Genomic DNA, 18,340 nt, shown 5'->3' with positions numbered 1-18,340 from the left:
GTCACCCCTGTCGTGTGGAAAGCCTCTTTGCTACTGGTCATCCCTGGTCCCCCAGTTCCCGCAGTTCGTCCGCGAGTCGCGCGCGTTCCAGCGGGTCCCCGTACGGCGACGATGCCACGGCCGCGAGCCGCGCCCGCAGCCGTTCCGAGCGGCGGCCGAGCGGCAGCACGGCCAGCGTGCGCGGCTCGGCCGGGCGGCGGCGAAAGCCTGCGACGGTCGTGCCGATCATCGTGGACTCCGCGATGCGGTCCCGCGCCTCCGAGCCGTTCAGCACGCTGCGCTGGCACGAGCGCTCCCACACCCGCAGCGAGCCGCTGGCGAGGATGACGCCGTCGCCGCCGCGCGAGCGCGCCTGCAGTTCGAGCTGGTGGCGCGAATCGGCGCGGGCGCCGCCGACGAGCTCCGTCCACCCGTCGACCTCGGCGTTGTCCCAGCCGTTGGCCTGCATGCCGGTGAGGAACGTGTCGTGCGTGACGCCGATGGACATGCCGATCAGCAGCTCCACCGGCACCCACCCGCTGTCGACGAGCTTCGCGAAGCCCTGGCCGTCGAGGTGGCATGTGAACGGGCGCGGCGAGCGCACCCCGCCGCGCGCCCGTACGGCGGTGCCGATGACCTTGAACTCCAGGCAGTTCTGCTGCGTCGCGAACGGCGCTATCGTCAGCTCGGCCGCCACCACCCCGTCACCGCCGAGCGCCGTGCACTCCGCGCGCAGCCGGGTCAGGGCCGTGCGGCGTGCCTCGTCGAAGACGGCGACGAGCCGCGAGCTCGCGCCGCCGGTGCCGGAGAGGACGACGGGGGCGGGCGCCTGGGAGAGCGAGACGCCGGCCCCGAAGTACTGGCAGTCGTAGTAGCCCCAGTACTGCCCGGCACGGTCGACGTGGTAGACGGCGGACCCCATGACCTGGCCGACGGGCTCGAAGCCGACCGAGCGCACCGCCGCGAACGCGCCCGTCGACAGGGCGGAGGTCCAGGTGCCGCCGCGGTGGGCGCGCGCCACCCGCTCGCGGGCCGCGGGAGGCAGCACCTCGCCCTCGCCCCACGAGGGCGGCTCCGCACCGCCGGCATCATCCGACCCACTCGCACCACTCACCCCGCTCGCCACCGGACCGCCACCTCCCTGCCTCCCTGCCACGACCGCCCCACCGGACAACTGCCGCCGGAAACCCGGCGCACGAAGTCGAACGATCGGCCCCGCGCGGTTGCTCCCGCGGCACCGAACCTTAGACGCAAGCGCCCGGCCACCGCGCCGTACGGGTCTGCCGTGTCCCGGCCGGCCGGGACGCCGCGCGCACCGTCCGCCCCTCCATCCGCCGGGAAACGATTCGGACCCACCGGAACGCGCCGGATACCATTTCGTCCATGGCGGCCACAGAACCAGAAGCGCGAGGCGGGAAGACGTACTACGTCTCCACCCCCATCTATTACGTCAACGACGCTCCCCATCTGGGCCACGCCTACACGACCGTCGCAGGCGATGTGCTCACGCGCTGGCACCGGCAGCGCGGCGAGAAGGTGTGGTTCCTCACCGGCACGGACGAGCACGGTCAGAAGATCCTGCGCACGGCCGAGGCGCACGGTGTGACCCCGCAGGAGTGGTGCGACAAGCTCGTCGAGGAGTCCTGGCGTCCCCTGTGGGAACACCTCGACGTCGCGAACGACGACTTCATCCGCACCACCGAGAAGCGCCACACGGACCGCGTCCAGGAGTTCGTCCAGGACCTGTACGACAAGGGCGAGATCTACAAGGGCGGCTACGAGGGCCCGTACTGCGTGAGCTGCGAGGAGTACAAGCTCCCCGGCGACCTCATCGAGGCCGAGGACGGCACGCAGCTGTGCGCCGTCCACAAGAAGCCGGTGGAGCTCCTCAAGGAGGAGAACTACTTCTTCAAGCTCAGCGAGTACGGCCCGAAGCTGCTCGCGCACTACGAGGCGAACCCGGGGTTCATCCAGCCCGAGTCCGCGCGCAACGAGGTCGTCAACTTCGTCAAGCAGGGGCTGCAGGACCTGTCGATCTCCCGCTCGACGTTCGACTGGGGCGTCCCGGTCCCGTGGGACCCCAAGCACGTGATCTACGTGTGGATCGACGCGCTGCTCAACTACGCGACGGCCGTCGGCTACGGCTCCGACGAGGACAGGTTCGCGTCGACGTTCCCGGCCGACGTGCACCTCGTCGGCAAGGACATCCTCCGCTTCCACGCCATCATCTGGCCCGCCATGCTGATGGCGAACGGACTGCCGCTGCCGGGGAAGGTCGCGGCGAACGGGTGGCTGCTCGTCGGCGGCGAGAAGATGTCGAAGTCCAACCTGACCGGCATCAAGCCGCAGGACCTCACCACCCACTTCGGCGTCGACGCGTACCGCTGGTACTTCCTGCGCGCGATCGCCTTCGGGCAGGACGGCTCGTTCTCCTGGGAGGACCTCAGCGCCCGCTACACCTCCGAGCTGGCCAACGACTACGGCAACCTGGCGTCCAGGGTCGCCGCGATGATCGGCAAGTACTTCGGCGGCGAGCTGCCCGAGGCGACGGCCGCGGGCGACGCCGAGAAGGCGGTGCACGACGGCCTGGCGAAGGCGGCGGCGGAGGCGGACCGGCGCATCGGCGACGAGCTGGACTTCTCCGGCGGCATCGCCGCGGTCTTCGACTTCGTGAAGCAGGTCAACGGCTACCTGACGGAACAGGAGCCGTGGAAGGTCGCCAAGGACACCTCCGAGCAGGGACGGGCGCGGCTCGCGACGATCCTGTACACGGCGGCGGAGTCGCTGCGCGCGATCGCGGTGCTGCTCAACCCGGTGATGCCCGGGACCAGCGCGAAGCTGTGGGACTCCCTGGGCGCGGCGGAAGGACTCGGCGCGCTGGCCGACCAGCGGGTGGCCGAGGTCGCCGACTGGGGCAGGCTGCCGGCGGGGACGACGGTCACGAAGGGCGCGGCGCTCTTCCCGAGGCTCGAAGAGCCGCCGACGGCGTGAGCCGCGCTGCGTGAGCCGCGCTGCGTGAGCCGCGCTCGGGCCGGGTCGGGCCCGGTGGCGCCGTGACGCGGGCCCGGCTCGCGCCGGCGCCGGGCAGATGGCGCCGGACTCGCGTCAGCCCGTGCCCCGCCGGCTTCGGCTCTGGGCCGGTGCTGACCTGGCTATGGCAGCGTCCAGGCCCACCCCGGCGACGCGGGCCCGGCCTGGGCCGGCGCCTGGGGGCGTAGGCCCGGGCCGGCCCGTGCCCCGCCGGTGGCGGCCCGGACCTCCTTGCGGTGGCCGCTGCCTGGCCGTGCCTTTGTGATGGCGCGGCCTCCGGCCCGCCGGCGCGGCTCCGGCGGCCGCTGCCTGGCCGGGCTTCCCGGCAGGGTCCCGGCGCGGGCCCGAGCCAGGCTTGGGCCGCTGGGCACCGGCGCGGGCGGACTGCCCGCTCACGGTGCGCCGTCGTCCGCCAGGGCTGCCGTCCGTAGCGCCTCGGCGACCCGCAGGACGGCGTCGGCCGGGCATTCGGGCAGGCGGGCCAGCAGCAGCCGGCGCAGCTCTTGCGGGCCTCCGCGGACGGGCAGGATCTTGACCCCGGGCGGTGCGACGCCGCTGTGGAGGACGGACACTGTCGTCAGGCCCGCGCCCGCGGCGACCAGTTGGAGCTTGGCCAGCCAGTCGCGCGCCGTGTGGGTGACGTGGGGGCGTTCGTCCAGGCCCGGCCAGACGCCCATGTGGCGGTCCTCACCGGGCGGGCCCGCGATCCACTGCCGGCCACGCAGGTCTGCTATGTCCACGTAAGTGCCGTGGGCGAGCGGGTGCCCGGCGGGCAGGGCCAGGCGCAGCCCGCGTTCTGCCAGCGTCGTGAGCACCAGCGGCGGCGACTCGGTGTCCGGTGGGCGAAACGGCGGTGCGGAGGCCAGGACGGCGAGATCGACACTGCCTGCGCGCAAGGCGCGTACGAGTGCCGGCGTGAGGCCCTCCCGGCTCACGACGGTGATTTCCGGGTCGGTGCGGCGCAGCTCGGTCAGGGCCCGGGGCAGGAGCGAGGCACCGGCTGCGGGAAGCCAGCCGACCCGAACGGTGGCGGCCTCGGCCGACGCCCCGGACAACTCCCGTGCCGCCGCATCCATCTCGTCGAGTACGACGATCGCCCGGCGCAGCAGCGTCCGCCCGGCCGTAGTCAGGCGGGCGCCCTCGCGGTGCCGCTCCAGCAGGGAGCTGCCGGCGGCATGCTCCAGGGAGGCGATCTGCCGGGAGACCGCGGACTGCGTGTATCCGAGCGCCGCGGCGGCGGCGGTGAACGTTCCGCTCTCCGCGACGGCCCGCAGGACTCTCAGAGCCGTGAGGGAGGCGTCGCGGATATCCATGAGGGATACGCATACCACAGGTGCCTTATTGTCGTTGGACTCATGGACCCTCGCCCGTCACGGTTGACGCATGAGTACTTCCCGAATCGCCCTGGTGACGGGTGCCAACCAAGGACTGGGCCGTGCGCTCGCAGCCGGTCTGGCAGCCCGCATGCGTGCCGAGGACACCGTTCTCCTCACAGGGCGCGACGCGGGCAGGGTCGCCGCCGCGGCCGAGGAGATCCGCCGGTCGCCAAAGGTTGTCGCGCGCGTCGAGGACCGCGTCCTGGACGTGTCGCGTCCCGAGGCTGTCGCCGCTCTGGCAGAGGAACTGCGTGGACGGCACAGCGGAGCGGACGTCGTGATCTCCAATGCCGCCGCCCGACTGCGGCCCGACGTATCGCAAGCCGCGCAGGCCGACGAGTTCATCGACGTTTCCAACGGCGGCACCCACGCGGTGCTGCGTTCGTTCCCGCAGGTCCTGCGACCCGGCGGACGCCTGCTCGTCGTGGCGAGCAGCCTCGGTACGCTCGGCCGTCTCCCGGAGAGCCTGCACCCCATGTTCGACGGTGCCACTCTCGATCAGGTCGAGCACGTCGTGGAGTCGTGGCGTTCGTCGATCCACCGCGGCGTCGCGCGTGAGACCGGCTGGCCGTTGTGGCTGAACCTGCCGTCGAAGGTCGCGCAGGTGGCCGCGGTACGCGCGGTGGCTGCCGACCGTCGAGGGCAGGACCTCGCGAACGACATCATGATCGCGTCGGTCTGCCCGGGCATGGTCGACACCGCCGCGTCCCGGCCCTGGTTCACCGACTACAGCGCGGCGCAGTCCCCGAAGCAGGCGGCGGAAGCCGTGCTCGACCTGGCTCTGGCGACGTCGGCGGATCCCGCCCTGTACGGCGAACTCGTCCGCTTCGGTGAAGTCCTGCCCTGGCGCGGCGGTACCCGGCCGACCGAGCAGGAAGGCCTGCTGATCCCGTGAATCCCACCCCTGACCCGTCTCATGCCGGGAGTCTCCCCATGCGCACACCGAACACACCGTTCGGCTTCTCCAGCACCGCCGCCGACATCGTCGCAGGCGTCGACCTGACGAGGCGACGGGCGGTCGTCACCGGGGCGTCGTCCGGACTCGGCGCCGAGACCGCACGCGCCCTGGCGGTGGCGGGCGCTGCCGTCACCCTCGCGGTGCGGGACACCGGTGCCGGAGAGCGGGTGGCGAAGGACATCGTCGCGGAAGAGCCGGATGCCGACGTGTGCGTTGCCCACCTCGATCTGGCCGACCCCGTCTCCGTGGCCGCGTTCACCGGCGCCTGGCGTGGCCCGCTGCACATCCTGGTCAACAACGCCGGTGTCATGGCCTGCCCCGAAAGCCGCACCACTCAGGGCTGGGAGACGCAGTTCGCCGTCAACCACCTCGGGCACTTCGCCCTGGCCACCGGGCTGCGGCCGGCCCTCGCGGACGTGGGGGACGGCCGGATCGTCGTCGTCAGCTCCTCGGGGCACCAGCTGTCGCCGGTGGTGTTCGACGACATCCACTTCGCTTTCCGCCCCTACGACCCCTGGCTGGCCTACGGCCAGTCCAAGACGGCCAATGTCCTCTTCGCGGTCGAAGCGGCCCGGCGCTGGGCGGGCGACGGCATCACGGCGAATGCCCTGATGCCGGGGGCGATTTACACCAATCTCCAACGGCACACCGCCGGCAAGGGCAGCGGCCGGGTGCCGGCGGAACTGATCAAGACCGTGGAGCAGGGAGCAGCCACCTCCGTCCTGCTGGCCGCATCCCCTGTGGTCGAGGGCGTCAGCGGACGCTACTTCGCCGACTGCCAGGAGGCGGTCACCGTCGACCGCCGCACGGGAAGCATGACCGAGGTCGCCCGCTACGCGCTCGACCCGTGCGGCGCCGCACGCCTGTGGGAGGTGTCGGAGCGGATGCTGTCCGCCGCCGCTTGAGCGTCTCTCATCCGGCCGAACCGTCTCCGCTCCGTCGCCGTGTGCGCGACGGGGCGGCGACGTGGTTCAGGAGAGCGCCATTTGTGGCACACGCCTGCGGATGGCCTCCATTTCGGCTTCGTCCGACACACCCTGCCAGTCGTGCCGCGGCGTGTACGGGGCCTCCAAGCCGCGCACCTCGTCCTCGGTGAGCGTGACGTCGAGGGAGGCCACGGCCTCGTCGATCTGCCGGATGGAGCCGGCGCCGACCAGCGGTGCGGTGACGACGGGCCGGCGGCGCAGCCAGGCGAGCGCGATCTGTGCGCGGCTGACGCCGTGAGCGGCCGCCACCTGCCCGACCGCGTCGATGATCGCGTGGTTGGACGCCTCCTGCGCGGGCGAGTAGAGCAGGTCCGCGTACGCCCCGTCCGTCTCGGAGCGCACCGACGAGCGAGCGTCGTCCCACGCGCGGGCCAGGCGGCCCCGGGCCAGCGGTGACCAGACGATCGTGCCGACGCCCTCGTCCCGGCACAGAGGGAGCATCTCTCGCTCTTCCTCCCGCGCGAGGAGGTTGTAGTGGTCCTGCATCGACACGAACCGCGCCCACCCGTTCTGCTTCTGCAGGTGCAGCGCCTTCGCGAACTCCCACGCGTGCATGGACGAGGCACCGAGGTAGCGGACCTTGCCGGTCTTCACGAGGTCGTTGAGCGCTTCCAGGGTCTCCTCCCACGGAGTCGCGTGGTCGTTGCGGTGGATCTGGTAGAGGTCGATGTAGTCCGTGCCGAGGCGGCGCAGGGAGTGGTCGACCTCCGTCATGATCGCCTTGCGTGACAGGCCGCGGCCGTTGGGTCCTGGCCGCATCGGATGCCTGAGCTTGGTCGCGATCACCATGTCGTCGCGGTCCGCGAAGTCCTTGAGCGCACGGCCGAGAATCTCCTCGCTGGACCCGTTGGAGTACATGTTCGCGGTGTCGAAGAAGTTGATGCCTGCCGCCAGCGCGTGCTCGATGAGCGGGCGCGCCTCGTCCTCGGACTTCGACCAGACGGGATGGCCGCGGTCGGGTTCGCCGTAGGTCATCGCGCCGATCGCGATCGGGGACACGTCCAGGCCGGTCGTGCCGAGCTTGATGTATCGCATGGTGCTCCTTAAGCTATGTGGAGAGCTCTCCGAATAACGTAGTGGAGAGGTCTCCACATAGCAAGGTGGCACTCGGCAAGGTGAGGTCCAGTGGTCCGATCGGACGCCCGCGAGAACAGGGCGCGCATCCTCGCCGCCGCCCGCGAGGCACTCGCGGCAGACGGCAGCACATCGATGAACCAGATCGCCCAGCGCGCCGGTGTGGGCCCGGGCACCCTGTACCGCAACTTCCCCACCCGCGAAGCACTCGCTCTCGCCGTCTACCAGGACGAGGTCGCGCGCATTACCGGCACCGTGCCCGGGCTGCTGTCCGGGAAGCCGCCGCTGGAAGCGCTCCGCCACTGGACGACCGACCTCGTCGAGGCGATGCGCAGGAAGCACGGCCTCGGCGACGCGCTCAGCCCCGGCGCGCACCAGGCGATCACCGAACAGACCTACGGGCCGGTCATCGCCGCGATCACGCAGCTCCTCGACGCGGGCAAGAAGGACGGAACCATCCGCGCGGACGCCGACCCCGGCGACTTCCTCCAGCTCACCGGTGCACTCTGGCGCGCCGCGTCCGGACCCGAAGACCGGTCGCCCCGCATGCTCGCACTCATCCTCGACGGACTCCGCACGCACCGGTAGGGAAGGGGACACCCCACGGCAGGGCCCGCCCATGTCCGCGATGCGGACGGCCCCCTCAGCGCCGTCCGCCGCCCGCCCGCAGGTCCGGGTGGCCGAAGCGGACCGCGACCCCGGGCGAGTACAGCACGCTCGCCGGGGGGCCCACCGGCGCCGGGAGCCCGGCCGCGGTGATCACCGTCTCGCGGCAGTCGAGGAGTTCCGCGCGGTGCAGCGGCCAGCGCGCATGCGTGTTCGGCAGGTGCATGAGGCGGCCGAGCACGGTCGTGTGCAGCGCCCAGCGCGCGGTCAGGAAGTGTTCGAGCGGGGTCGGCTCCGCGATGGCCTCGCCGACCCGGACGCCGATCCGGGTGGCGGCGCCCACGGGACCCGGCCACCGCCGCCCGCTGGTGTACGTGAACACGCCGGGCTCGTCCTGCCTGATCCGCATCCGCGCCCACATGTACGGCAATCGCAGCGACGCGCGCGCCACCAGCACCGGGACGAGGCGTGACGCGTCGAGCGACCGGAACACGACGGCGCGCCGGCCGCGCCCGTCAACGGAGTACAGCCGCACGTTCGTCTCAGGGAACGTGCCGAGGTAGGGCACGCCGGGCAGCCGGAAGAACCCCACCCGGTGCATCCGGAACGCGATCAGCCCCACGTAGGCCGCGCCGTCGAAGACGTCCGGCACCGTCCCCGCGGGGAGCAGCGGCGCCACCGCCTCGGGATCGACGGCCCAGTGCAGCATGGCCAGGTCACGCCACTGCTGCGTCAGCAGCGGGCGCCGCAGATGGCCGCCGGGCGGCTCGGGGACGACGGGCTCGGTGCCGACGGGCCCGGGCGGTCCGCCGTCACGTGCCTCGCGTCCGCGCATGCCCCCACCATCGCAACCCGAGGCGTCAGCGCGCGAGTGACGCCGCGTCGCCCATCACCACGACCGGGTGGCTCGCCGGGTCGAGCAGGCGCAGCAGCTTCCTGATGTGGTCCTTGGAGATGGAGACGCAGCCCTGCGTGGGCCCGCCGTGGTCGACGTGGATCCAGATGCCCCCGCCGCGCGCGTCGCCCATCGGCTTGTCCTTGTCGAGCGGGCTCGTGCCCGGGTCGCGGTTGTAGTTGATGGCCACGACGTAGTCGAACGCGCCCGAGAGCGGCTCCCCGTGGAACCCGTACCCGTAGGCCGTGAAGTGGAAGCTGTGGTCGTACGGCATCCGCGTGCCGGGGTCGGTGAGCTTGCCGCCGGCGTCCGTGAGCGAGAAGACGCCCACGGGCGAGCGGCGGTCGTCCATCATGTGGTGCCGCGTCCAGCCGTGCAGGGCGTTGTGCGCGCGCCACACGTCGGTGACGGGCCGCCAAGGGGAGCCCGCGCTGTCGCGCTCGTAGAGGCGGAAGGTGGCGGTGTTGGTGTCGCTGTCCGCGCCCGTCACGAGGACGGCCTGGCGGGTCGACGGGGAGATCTCGCCGGTCATCAGGGGGCCGACGCCGGGGAGCGTGGGCGCGGACTGGTCGGGGATGCGGGCGGTCAGCGCGGAGCGCGTCTCCGAGCGGTTCGCGTTCCCCTTGCCGTCGTCGGAGGACTGCGCGCCCTGGCCGCCGTGCCCGCCGCGTCCGCCGTCCGCGTCGGACTCGGGACTGCCCGCCGACTTGTCGCCCGCCGCGTCGTGGTGGACGGATGCCGGGCCTGCGGTGCCGCAGCCGGCCAGCAGCAGTCCCCCGACCAGCAGTGCGGCCGCCGGCCGTTGCCCGCCGCGCAGCGCGCGGCGGAGGCGGGGGCGGACGGACGGCAGAGACATGGACGAGCCCTTCGCGGTACGAGGCCGCCCGCCCGTACGAGGTGTACGGGCCTTTCGGCGGCTCCTGTTGTTGCGGGTGCCGGCGCGGCACCCGGTGGGTCAAGTGTCCCTCAGCTGTCCTGCGACACCCGAAGCGGTCTCGTGAAGCAGTCCCGCGCCGTCCCGCACACAATAGCCGCCCCGTGCACGGCGGGTGACGGCAAGCATGCCGAACGTCACTGTATGTCAATACGAAGAACCCCCATCGCGCTGTGAAAGATCCCCGCTGCGGTTTCCCGGCCGCCGTCCGTCCTGCGACGATGGACGCAGACGTTCACGGTCCGCACGGGCCCAGGTGGGAGGACAACCTCACGTGGCAGAAGTCTTCTTGCGCCATCTGAGCAGGTGGCAGGCCGAGCAGCAGCAGGAAGAGCTCGCAGACGAGTTCATCGAGACGTACCGGCGGGCGCACGGCGCGGAGTACGACGACCGGCAGGCGTTCCTGAAGGCGTTCAACCGCGCCTTCACCAGGGACGGTTTCGACATGGTGGTGGCCGGCGCGGCGGGCAGGACCGCGGGCCACGCGTACGGGTACCTGATCGACAGGTCGGGCGGTTGGTGGCGCGGGCTCGGCTCGGACGAGCCATGGGACGTGGAGGAACTGACGGTCTCCGGCCAGGTGTTCGCGCTCGCCGAGTTGACCGTACGTCCCCCGTTCAGGCGTACGGGCGTGGCGGGCCGGCTGCTGGACGCGCTGCTCACCCGCACGGACGCGGCGCTCGCCGTCACGCGCGTCGACCCGGCCAACGCGGGCGCGCTCGCGGCGCTGCGCTCGTGGGGCTGGGTGCGCCTTGGCACAGCCGGCGCGGACGACACGCAGGTGCCGTCCGTCGGCACGGGCCGGGCCACCGAGATCTGGGGCCGCGCCCTGCGCGCCTGAACGGGCCGGGCCCGCCACCAATGGCCGTTTCCCGGCCCGGCATCGCCCGCCCGAAGCGCGGTTGCCTCAGCCCCCGCCAGGGGGCGGGGCCCGGCCCCGCGCGGGTGGCGGGGCACGGTGGCGTCAGCCCGCTACCGCAGGTCGGGGTGTCAGTTCCGCGTTGCACCGGGCGAGCGGGCGGCGCCCGGCTCGGTACGGGCCGCGGGCGGCCCCCGGCCCGCCACCGGCGTCCGGGGCGGGGTCCCGGGGCGCGCTCGGCCCGCAGGCCGGGGACATGCGCGTCAGCCGGTCCCGGCAGGAGCGGCCGCCGCCTTGGACCAGTCGGACTCGATCTGGGAGAGGATCCGCCCGGCGCCGGTGTACCCGATGCCGAGCATCCAGAGGTTGTCGTCCACCCGGAACGCGCGCCCCGCGCGCACCGCCGTGAGCCCGTGCCACAGCGGCCCCGCGACGACGGCGGTCTCCCCGGCCTTCTTCGGGTCGCCGTACGTCGAGTAGAAGAGGAGGTCCGCGTCGGCCTTGTCGATCCGCTCGGGGCTCACGTCCAGCGAGAACCCGTTCTTGTCCTGGTCGGCGGGCCTGCCAAGGCCCAGGTCGTGGAAGATCGAGCCGACGAACGTGTCGTTGAGGTACAGGCGGATGTCGGCGCCTTCCACGAACCGCACGAAACCGACCTTGGTGGCCTTGGCCTTGGCGGGCCCGCCCAGCGCGTGCACGACCTGCCGCACGTGCGCCGTGTAGTCGCGCTCGACGCGCGCGGCGCGCGCGGTCTCGCCCAGTGCGCGGGCGTGCACCGTGAAGTTGGCGCGCCAGGTGGGGCCCGTGGTGTTGGTGAAGACGGTTGGCGCGATCTTCGAGAGCTCCTTGTAGCTCTTCCCGTCGCGCGCCTTGCTGCCGAGGATCAGGTCGGGCTTGAGGGACGCGATGGCCTCCAGGTCGGGGGAGCCGATGACGCCGACGGACCGCACGCCCGCGAGCCGCGACTTCGGCAGGTACGTGGACAGCGGCGCCCCGGCGGCGACGCTGGTGGCGCCGACGGGCGTGACGCCGAGGGTGACGGCGGAGTCCAGGGCGTCCGTGTCGAGCACGACGACGCGGTGCGGATGGGCGCTCACGGTGACGCTGCCCATCGCCGTCTTCAGCGTGTGCGCGCCGCTCCCGGAGGCGGCGGCCCCGCCCCCGCCGCCGTCCCCGCCGGGGCTCCCGCTCCCGCCGCAGGCGGCCAGCGCCGCCCCGAGCGCGACGGCGACGGCCCCCGCCCCGACGCGCGTACTGCGTCGCAACAACACCACGATCAGCGCCTCCCCCTCAGCCGGTACGACGAAGTTAGGTGAACCTAACCCACCGAACCTAGCCCACGCCGGGACGGCGTCTCAAGTCCCTTTCAGCCCAGCCGTGTTACGTGCACGGGAAGGCGCGGCCCGCTGCCGCCACCCGCTTCTCGAACCAGTGGTGGGCGTACGGCTCGTCGTTGAAGGCGGGCACTTCCTCAAACCCCGCGGAGTGGTAGAGCCCGATCGCCGCGGACAACGTCTTGTTCGTGTCCAGCCGCAGCACCTCGCGCCCGTGCTCGGCGGCGCGCGCCTCAAGATCGGCGAGGAAGCGGCGGCCGAGCCCGAGTCCGCGGGCGCGGGGCGCCACCCACATGCGCTTGATCTCGGCGGGGGCGCCCGCCGGGAGCTTCAGCCCGGCGCAGCCGACCGGCTCGACGTGCAGCCTGGCCACCAGGAACAGGCCGCGCGGCGGCCGGAGTTCGCCCGCGTCGGGCAGCAGGCTGCGCGCCGGGTCGAACCCCGTCTCGAAGCGTTCCGCAAGCTCCTCGAAGTAGTGGCGCAGGCAGCTCTCGGCGTCGGGGTGGGCCGGGTCGACGACGTCGAGCGTGACGGTCGCGGCCGTCAGCAGCCGCTCGGCCTCGGCCATGGCGGCGACGAGCCGGGCGCGCTGCCCCGCGTTGAGCGGTTCGAGCAGCGACCCGGCGAGTTCGTCGCTGCGGGCGTCGAGCAGCGCGTGCTCGGCCCGCCCCGCCTCGGTGAGGCGCACGCTCCGCACGCGCCGGTCGCCCGGCACGGGCTCCACGACGACGAGGCCGTCGTCCTCCAGGGACCGCAGCAGCCGGCTGACGTACCCGGAGTCGAGCCCGAGCCGCTCACGCAGCCGCCGCACGTCCTGCCCGTGCCCGCCGATCTCCCACAGCAGCCGCGCCTCGCCGACAGGCCGGTCGCGGCCCAGGTAGTGATCGTGGAGCACGCCCACGCGCTGGGTGACGGTGCGGTTGAACCGCCGCACCTGCTGAATCTGCGTCTCGTCCATTGCCTGACTCTAGTCAGAGATTACGGTGCCAGAACAGGTAGTGCGTCACTCCGCTCGGGCTCGGCACGACATCCAGATGGAACCGGTCGAGCAGCTCGTCGGGTGACTCCCACAGGCGCACCCCGGTTTCGAGCTTCATCGGCGACACCGCCACGTGCAGGCTGTCGACGAGGTCGGCGTCGAGGAACTCCCGGATGGTGGTGGCCCCGCCGCCGAGCCGCACGTCCTTGCCCCGCGCGGCCTCCCGCGCCTGTTCGAGGACCGTGGCCGGGTCGCCGTCGACGAAGTGGAACGTGGTGTCGGAGAGGGTGAGCGACGGACGCTCGTGGTGCGTCATGACGAACACGGGCGAGTGGAACGGGGGCTCGTCGCCCCACCAGCCGCGCCACTCGTCGTCCTGCCAGGGCCCGCGCTGGGGCCCGAACTTGTTGCGTCCCATGATCTCGGCGCCGATGTTGCGTCCGTAATCCCGCGTGAGGTAGTCGTCCAGGCCACGGCTCCCGCCGGGGTCGCTGCGCATGGGCCAGCTCGCCGTGGCGCCGGCCCAGGCGAACAGCCTCTCGGGGTCGACATGGCCGAAGGGCCGCTCCAGGGTCTGGTCCTCCCCGGCGCCGATTCCGTCACTCGAGACGTTGAAGTTCTGCACCCTCAGTAGCTGCTTCACGTATTGCCTCCGGCGATCCGGTGATGGTGACGGTGATGACGAGGGTGGGACTCCCCGGGCCGGAAAATCTCATCGCCGTGCCGGGCGGCCGGCTCGGGTCAGTGGGGGATGGTCAGTGGTTCGCCGGGGTTGATGACTTCGACCGGGACGTCGGGGACGAGGCGGTGGACGGCGTCGACGAAGAGGGCGGGATCCTTGTCGCTCTTGAGGAAGAGCGCGTCGCCCACGGTGCCGCCGGTGAAGGCGTAGTGCTGTGGGATGGCGATCTTGGGGCGGAGGCGGGCGGTGAGTTCGGCGGCCTCTTCGGCGTTCATGACGACTTGCCTGCTGCGTGGTATCCGGGTGCGCAGGCCGTTGACGGGGAGCAGCGCGGCGTCGAGCGGGCCGTAGCGGTCGGTGAGGGTGTGCAGCTCCGGGATGAGCAGGGTGTCTCCGGCGAAGTAGACGCTGCGCCCGCCGCCGCTGATCACGTAGGTGACCTCGTGGACGCCGTGCTTGCCGGGTGCCGCGGAGACGGTCAGGTCGCCGACCCGCGCGGACTGCCACGGGTCGAGCGCGCGGACGTCGCTGAATCCCGCCTTACGGGCCTTCCCGAGGACCGGTCCGGCGACCAGCAGCGGCACGTCCTTGCGGGGGTAGCGGCTGAAGGTATCGAGATCGCAGTGGTCGTAGTGCTCGTGGCTGATCACGACCGCGTCGAGGCGCGGCAGTGCCTCGGGCCGCAGGGCGATCGGTTCGCCAGGGTGGTAGAAGGCGCGTTGGGAGAACCAGGGGTCGGTCAGCACGGTGAGGCCGCCGATCTGGATCAGGTGGCAGCTGTGGGTGATCCGGGTGATGACGAGCGGCTCGGTCATGGGGTTTTCCTCGTCGGGCGAGCGAAGGGAATTGAGGCGGGCGGGCCGGGCGCGGTTCCGTCCCCGCGGGCGGAGCGCACGCTCAGCGCTCGGACGCGTGCGTCAGGTGCAGGCCGCCGAGCGGTGTGCGCTGCGCCAGGATGGCGCGCCGGCTGATCCGCCAACTGCCGTTCTCGCGCCGCAGGGTGTCGCGGTGCGTCACGCTGCCGACGGATCCGTCGGCCATGATGATGAGTCCTTTGGACTGCGCGGTGGCGCGGTCATCCTCGTGACCGGTGATCACGATGTTCGTGATGTGGTGCGCGACGGGGTTGCCCGCGCCGAGTGCGACGGCGCCGTCCCTGATCGCCGCGATGCCCTCGAACGTACCGGCTCCCACGTCGCTGAGGTCGTAGACGGCCTCGGGCGTGAAGATCTCATCGAGCCGGTCCAGCTCGCCCCGGTCGAAGATGTGCCCTGTCAGAGCCAGGGTCCGGTCGATGGCCCGGTGGTCTTCCGTGGTCAGTTCGCGCATCATCTGATTCTCCGTTCGTGTTGGTACTGCGTACCAAAAGATACCCAGTTCCGTACGGTACGGCAACCGCCCGGGGTATGCTGCGTGCATGACCTCGTCGCGGCCTCTTGTCGAACGCAAGCAGCGCCAGGCGCGGCAGCGCATCATCGAGGCTGCCCAGGAGCTGTTCCACGAGCACGGCTTCGACGGCGTCTCGGTCGGCGACATCGCCGAACGCGCCGAGGTCGGACGCACCACGTTCTTCCGCCACTTCCGCGACAAGCAGGAGGTCGTGTTCGCCAGGGAGCAGGAATTGCTCGACCTGGTCGCCGAGGCCGGCCGGGCGGACCGCGCGCCGACTCCGCGCAGCGTCACCGAGGCCGTCGAGCAGCTGGGCCCGGTCCTGCTCGCCCTGTGCGCCCGGGCGACCGCCGACCCCGCGGCCTACACGCGCCACTTCGCGCTGATCGAGCAGCATCCGGAACTGCGCGACCGCGACGCCGTGAAGATGCAGCAGCTCGGGGACAAGCTGAGCGAACTGCTCATCCGACGCGGATCCGATGAAGCAGCCGCCGTCCTCGCCGGCCAGATCGCGCTTGCCTGCTTTCAGACCGCCAAACGCCTCGGCAACAATCCGCGCACCCTGGCGGACGACATCCGCGCCGCACTCACCCGGGCACTGACCCTCGGGACCCGTGACGCCGGCGCGGCGACCCCGTGAACCCGGCCGGCGTCGTGTTGGGCCACGTTCGCCGGCAGCCCTCTGCCCTCCTCATCGTCGATCTCGCGAACACGTACTGGCTTCGCCACCCGGCCGGGGTACCTTCGCCGACGCCGCCGTGACCTCGTGCGCGGACGCCGTGCCCCCGGCGGCGCGCCTGCGGCGTACCGCCGCCGCCGTCGTGGCCGCGAGCACGGCGGCGGCCGTGGCGAACGCGCCCGGTACGCCCGTCGCGTGGCTCACCATTCCGCCGCCGAACGAGCCGATCCCGGTGCCGCCGTCGTAGGCGACGTTCCACACCGTCCCCGCCCGGTGCGCGTCGGTGTGCAGGAACATCACGCTGAGCGTGTCGTTCTGCAGCGCCCCGAAGCCCAGCCCGTAGAGGGCGGCCCCGGCGAGGACGCCCGCGGCGGAGCCGCCGGCCGCGGAGGCGGCCAGGGCGCCGAGGCCGAGGGCGGACGCGGCGGCGGAGGGAAGCTGGAGCCCGCCGGCGCCGTGCCGGTCGGACCAGTGCCCGGCGGCCCACCGGCCGGCCGTGATCCCGGCCGGGAGCAGGAACAGCGCACCCGAGACGGTGGCCGAGGAGACCCCGGGGGTGAGCGCGAGGAACGCGCTGAGCACGCCGAGCGCGATCGCCGCGGCCACCATCAGCGCAGTGGGCCGGACGAGCTCGCGCCCCGCGCCGGGCATGTGCGGCGGGACCGGCCGCGCCGCGGTGGAGTCGGCGGAGGCGGTCGCCGTCGCGGAGGCGGAGGCGTCCGGCTCCCGGATCGCCCAGGCCAGCGGCGCCGCGGCCACGCTGAGCAGCGCGGCGACGACGAACACGGCCGTGAAACCGAGGTGTTCCGCCGCCCACAGCCCCAGCGGCAGCCCGACGAGCTGCGGGACGCCGATCGCCGCCCCGTACAGCCCCACGGCCCGCCCGCGCCGTTCGGCGGGTACGAGGACGGCGGTGAGCGCGCTCCCGGCCACCGTCACCATCCCGAACCCGACGCCCCGCACCGCGGACACGGCCAGCACGGGCGCGAGCGCGTCCGAGACGACGTATCCGAACGTCGGCAGCCCCATCAGCAGCGACCCGGCGGCGGCCAGGCGCCGCAGCCCGAACCGCGGGATCAGCCGCCGCATCGCGAACTGCGCCCCGACGGTCGTCGCCATCGTCACACCGGTCGTGGCCCCGAGCCCGGCCGACGAGGCACCGCCGTGCGCGGCCCAGACGGGGACGACGGGCAGCAGCGGCGCGTAGTTGGCGAAAGCCCCGAGCGTGGAGAGGAGCAGCAGGCGGAATGCGGACATGGGTTCCGTTCTAGGTTCGAACGGCACGCGTGTCCAATGTGACCACCAGCGAAAGGCTTACGGATCAATGAGGCGGTACGTACTCACGGGCACGCCAGGTGCGGGCAAGACGTCGATCCTGCGGCGCCTTGCCGAGCTTGGCCACGAGGTCGTCGAGGAGGCGGCGACCTCGGTCATCGCGCGGTCGCAGGCGCGGGGCGTGGACGAGCCGTGGACACGGGCGTCCTTCATCGACGAGATCGTCGCGATGCAACGACAGCGGCAGTTGGAGACGGCCGTCACCACCAGCCCGGTCCAGGTGTACGACCGCTCCCCGGTCTGCACTCACGCGCTCGCCACCTACCTGGGGTGGCCGGTGTCACGGGCGCTGGCAGCGGAGCTCGAACGCATCACCTCCATGGACGTCTACGAGCGGCAAGTGCTCTTCGTGCGCAATCTGGGCTTCTGCGAGCCCACCGCGGCCCGCCGGATCAGCTACCACGAGTCGCTGGTCTTCGAAGAGATCCACGAGCAGAGCTACCGCGCGTTCGGGTACGAGCTCATCGACATCCCGGCCGCCGACCTGCCCGAGCGTGTCGCAACCATCGACTCGGTGATCTCCCGGTCCACCGGGTGAGGGCCCTCTGGGCCGGGGTGGGTCCGTACTCGTGAACATGCGTCCGCCCGGCAGACCGTCGTGTCCCGTAATACCGATGCATCAGTCGATCGGCTACCCGTAATGTCAGGTGATCCTCACCTGATCCGACCCGTACGGGGAGTTCCGCTTGAGCCAGTACTACGACGTGGGCGATCAGACCCTGTGGAACCCGTCCAACAGCGCGTCCCGGCTGTTCATGACCCAGGTCACCGCCCATCAGGCCGAAGTGGGTCTGCCGTCCGGTATCGGGCCCATGGAGGCAGACGAGTGCCAGATCGATCCCGTCGTGTTCGCAGCGTTCGTCAATGCCCTGCTCGCCTGGCACGGCAGGACGGGGCACGCCGTGATGGTCGCTCTGTCCGAAGGGTTCGTCGCCACGACGCTCGTCCTTGCCGAGAGGGCGAACATCGAAGTGAACTGGCAGGCGGTCGAGGGCGCCGAGCGTGACGATCTCCCAATGACGTCGGATCCTCACGCAAGGGGGCGTACAGCCGCGTTGCGGCAGACGACGCGAGAGCTCGCCCGTCACATGCCGGCCTGACTGCGTCCGCCGGGGTATGTCTGCGACGACATGGGCTCGCTGCTTGCGTACTCAGAAGGCGCCACGGCGCTGCCTGGAGCGGTGGCCTTGCAGGGGCACGCGTTCATCGCCGACGGGTACCGTTCTGGTGTCGAGTCAGAACAGG

19 protein-coding genes are annotated in these 18,340 nt (G+C 72.0%); 8 read left to right on the top strand and 11 right to left on the bottom strand.

Annotated elements, in window-relative coordinates; translation table 11 throughout:
- Nucleotides 1-37 precede the first annotated feature (37 nt).
- The gene (locus IH48_RS0103855; RefSeq protein ID WP_051839047.1) at nucleotides 38-1,027 is read right to left on the bottom strand and encodes a heavy metal-binding domain-containing protein; all 990 of its coding nucleotides are present in this window, start codon (nucleotides 1,025-1,027) and stop codon (nucleotides 38-40) included.
- Nucleotides 1,028-1,362: 335 nt separating this feature from the next.
- On the opposite strand from IH48_RS0103855, the gene metG reads away from it, so the two are divergent.
- Nucleotides 1,363-2,970 carry a methionine--tRNA ligase gene (metG, locus tag IH48_RS0103850; RefSeq protein ID WP_030899038.1) on the top strand — a complete coding sequence of 536 codons (1,608 nt, stop codon included), beginning with the start codon at nucleotides 1,363-1,365 and terminating at the stop codon, nucleotides 2,968-2,970.
- 431 nt (nucleotides 2,971-3,401) lie between these two features.
- Here the strand turns inward: metG and IH48_RS0103845 are convergent, their stop codons facing one another.
- Complete coding sequence (locus IH48_RS0103845) at nucleotides 3,402-4,322, bottom strand: LysR family transcriptional regulator (protein WP_030899035.1); 921 nt, start codon at nucleotides 4,320-4,322, stop codon at nucleotides 3,402-3,404.
- Between the two features lie 70 nt (nucleotides 4,323-4,392).
- On the opposite strand from IH48_RS0103845, the gene IH48_RS0103840 reads away from it, so the two are divergent.
- Both IH48_RS0103840 and IH48_RS0103835 read left to right on the top strand, forming a co-directional pair.
- Nucleotides 4,393-5,280: an SDR family NAD(P)-dependent oxidoreductase gene (locus tag IH48_RS0103840; RefSeq protein ID WP_030899033.1), complete on the top strand. Its 888-nt coding sequence runs from the start codon at nucleotides 4,393-4,395 to the stop codon at nucleotides 5,278-5,280.
- Between the two features lie 38 nt (nucleotides 5,281-5,318).
- Nucleotides 5,319-6,248, top strand: coding sequence for an SDR family NAD(P)-dependent oxidoreductase (locus tag IH48_RS0103835; RefSeq protein ID WP_030899030.1), 930 nt, complete (start codon nucleotides 5,319-5,321; stop codon nucleotides 6,246-6,248).
- A 66-nt stretch (nucleotides 6,249-6,314) separates the two neighbouring features.
- On the opposite strand, the gene IH48_RS0103830 is transcribed toward IH48_RS0103835, so the two are convergent.
- A complete protein-coding gene (locus IH48_RS0103830) occupies nucleotides 6,315-7,364 on the bottom strand; it encodes an aldo/keto reductase (RefSeq protein WP_030899028.1) in 1,050 nt (349 codons plus the stop codon).
- A gap of 90 nt (nucleotides 7,365-7,454) precedes the next feature.
- On the opposite strand from IH48_RS0103830, the gene IH48_RS0103825 reads away from it, so the two are divergent.
- A complete protein-coding gene (locus IH48_RS0103825) occupies nucleotides 7,455-7,991 on the top strand; it encodes a TetR/AcrR family transcriptional regulator (protein ID WP_030899025.1) in 537 nt (178 codons plus the stop codon).
- 55 nt (nucleotides 7,992-8,046) lie between these two features.
- On the opposite strand, the gene IH48_RS0103820 is transcribed toward IH48_RS0103825, so the two are convergent.
- A complete protein-coding gene (locus IH48_RS0103820; RefSeq protein ID WP_051839046.1) occupies nucleotides 8,047-8,844 on the bottom strand; it encodes a YqjF family protein in 798 nt (265 codons plus the stop codon).
- A 25-nt stretch (nucleotides 8,845-8,869) separates the two neighbouring features.
- Nucleotides 8,870-9,760, bottom strand: coding sequence for a L,D-transpeptidase family protein (locus tag IH48_RS0103815; protein ID WP_051839044.1), 891 nt, complete (start codon nucleotides 9,758-9,760; stop codon nucleotides 8,870-8,872).
- 352 nt (nucleotides 9,761-10,112) lie between these two features.
- Between IH48_RS0103815 and IH48_RS0103810 the strand changes: the two genes are divergently transcribed.
- Complete coding sequence (locus IH48_RS0103810; RefSeq protein WP_051839042.1) at nucleotides 10,113-10,679, top strand: GNAT family N-acetyltransferase; 567 nt, start codon at nucleotides 10,113-10,115, stop codon at nucleotides 10,677-10,679.
- Nucleotides 10,680-10,960: 281 nt separating this feature from the next.
- Here IH48_RS0103810 and IH48_RS0103805 read toward each other — a convergent pair whose 3' ends face one another.
- The 5 genes from IH48_RS0103805 to IH48_RS0103785 form a co-directional block, all read right to left on the bottom strand.
- Nucleotides 10,961-11,968 (bottom strand): ABC transporter substrate-binding protein, encoded by a 1,008-nt coding sequence (locus IH48_RS0103805; protein WP_234434130.1) that lies wholly within the window; start codon nucleotides 11,966-11,968, stop codon nucleotides 10,961-10,963.
- A gap of 109 nt (nucleotides 11,969-12,077) precedes the next feature.
- Entirely contained in the window at nucleotides 12,078-12,989 is a 912-nt protein-coding gene (locus IH48_RS0103800; RefSeq protein ID WP_030899013.1) for a bifunctional helix-turn-helix transcriptional regulator/GNAT family N-acetyltransferase, read from the bottom strand.
- A gap of 13 nt (nucleotides 12,990-13,002) precedes the next feature.
- A complete protein-coding gene (locus IH48_RS0103795) occupies nucleotides 13,003-13,653 on the bottom strand; it encodes a dihydrofolate reductase family protein (protein WP_030899011.1) in 651 nt (216 codons plus the stop codon).
- A gap of 98 nt (nucleotides 13,654-13,751) precedes the next feature.
- Entirely contained in the window at nucleotides 13,752-14,507 is a 756-nt protein-coding gene (locus tag IH48_RS0103790) for an MBL fold metallo-hydrolase (RefSeq protein WP_030899009.1), read from the bottom strand.
- Nucleotides 14,508-14,589: 82 nt separating this feature from the next.
- Nucleotides 14,590-15,024 (bottom strand): nuclear transport factor 2 family protein, encoded by a 435-nt coding sequence (locus IH48_RS0103785; protein ID WP_234434108.1) that lies wholly within the window; start codon nucleotides 15,022-15,024, stop codon nucleotides 14,590-14,592.
- Between the two features lie 85 nt (nucleotides 15,025-15,109).
- Here IH48_RS0103785 and IH48_RS0103780 point away from each other — a divergent pair, with 85 nt between their 5' ends.
- Nucleotides 15,110-15,721, top strand: a complete 612-nt coding sequence (locus tag IH48_RS0103780) for a TetR/AcrR family transcriptional regulator (protein ID WP_078849433.1) — start codon at nucleotides 15,110-15,112, stop codon at nucleotides 15,719-15,721.
- 51 nt (nucleotides 15,722-15,772) lie between these two features.
- Here IH48_RS0103780 and IH48_RS0103775 read toward each other — a convergent pair whose 3' ends face one another.
- Nucleotides 15,773-17,017, bottom strand: a complete 1,245-nt coding sequence (locus IH48_RS0103775) for an MFS transporter (RefSeq protein ID WP_051839040.1) — start codon at nucleotides 17,015-17,017, stop codon at nucleotides 15,773-15,775.
- A gap of 67 nt (nucleotides 17,018-17,084) precedes the next feature.
- On the opposite strand from IH48_RS0103775, the gene IH48_RS0103770 reads away from it, so the two are divergent.
- Complete coding sequence (locus IH48_RS0103770) at nucleotides 17,085-17,633, top strand: AAA family ATPase (protein WP_030899001.1); 549 nt, start codon at nucleotides 17,085-17,087, stop codon at nucleotides 17,631-17,633.
- A gap of 148 nt (nucleotides 17,634-17,781) precedes the next feature.
- Nucleotides 17,782-18,195 (top strand): DUF6086 family protein, encoded by a 414-nt coding sequence (locus tag IH48_RS0103765; protein ID WP_030898999.1) that lies wholly within the window; start codon nucleotides 17,782-17,784, stop codon nucleotides 18,193-18,195.
- Nucleotides 18,196-18,340: the final 145 nt, after the last annotated feature.

The sequence above is a fragment of the Streptomyces sp. NRRL F-5126 genome, from assembly GCF_000721265.1.
Classification (GTDB): domain Bacteria; phylum Actinomycetota; class Actinomycetes; order Streptomycetales; family Streptomycetaceae; genus Streptomyces.
The sequence above is the reverse complement of the archived record's forward strand: the minus strand, read 5'-3'. Positions and strand labels throughout refer to the sequence as shown.

Bases quoted from the DNA above. Each gene is read 5' to 3' on its own strand.
- metG (WP_030899038.1), top strand. From the start codon at position 1,363: ATGGCGGCCACAGAACCAGAAGCGCGAGGCGGGAAGACGTACTACGTC.
- IH48_RS0103845 (WP_030899035.1), bottom strand. From the start codon at position 4,322: ATGGATATCCGCGACGCCTCCCTCACGGCTCTGAGAGTCCTGCGGGCC.
- IH48_RS0103840 (WP_030899033.1), top strand. From the start codon at position 4,393: ATGAGTACTTCCCGAATCGCCCTGGTGACGGGTGCCAACCAAGGACTG.
- IH48_RS0103835 (WP_030899030.1), top strand. From the start codon at position 5,319: ATGCGCACACCGAACACACCGTTCGGCTTCTCCAGCACCGCCGCCGAC.
- IH48_RS0103830 (WP_030899028.1), bottom strand. From the start codon at position 7,364: ATGCGATACATCAAGCTCGGCACGACCGGCCTGGACGTGTCCCCGATC.
- IH48_RS0103820 (WP_051839046.1), bottom strand. From the start codon at position 8,844: ATGCGCGGACGCGAGGCACGTGACGGCGGACCGCCCGGGCCCGTCGGC.
- IH48_RS0103815 (WP_051839044.1), bottom strand. From the start codon at position 9,760: ATGTCTCTGCCGTCCGTCCGCCCCCGCCTCCGCCGCGCGCTGCGCGGC.
- IH48_RS0103800 (WP_030899013.1), bottom strand. From the start codon at position 12,989: ATGGACGAGACGCAGATTCAGCAGGTGCGGCGGTTCAACCGCACCGTC.
- IH48_RS0103790 (WP_030899009.1), bottom strand. From the start codon at position 14,507: ATGACCGAGCCGCTCGTCATCACCCGGATCACCCACAGCTGCCACCTG.
- IH48_RS0103785 (WP_234434108.1), bottom strand. From the start codon at position 15,024: ATGATGCGCGAACTGACCACGGAAGACCACCGGGCCATCGACCGGACC.
- IH48_RS0103780 (WP_078849433.1), top strand. From the start codon at position 15,110: ATGACCTCGTCGCGGCCTCTTGTCGAACGCAAGCAGCGCCAGGCGCGG.
- IH48_RS0103775 (WP_051839040.1), bottom strand. From the start codon at position 17,017: ATGTCCGCATTCCGCCTGCTGCTCCTCTCCACGCTCGGGGCTTTCGCC.
- IH48_RS0103770 (WP_030899001.1), top strand. From the start codon at position 17,085: ATGAGGCGGTACGTACTCACGGGCACGCCAGGTGCGGGCAAGACGTCG.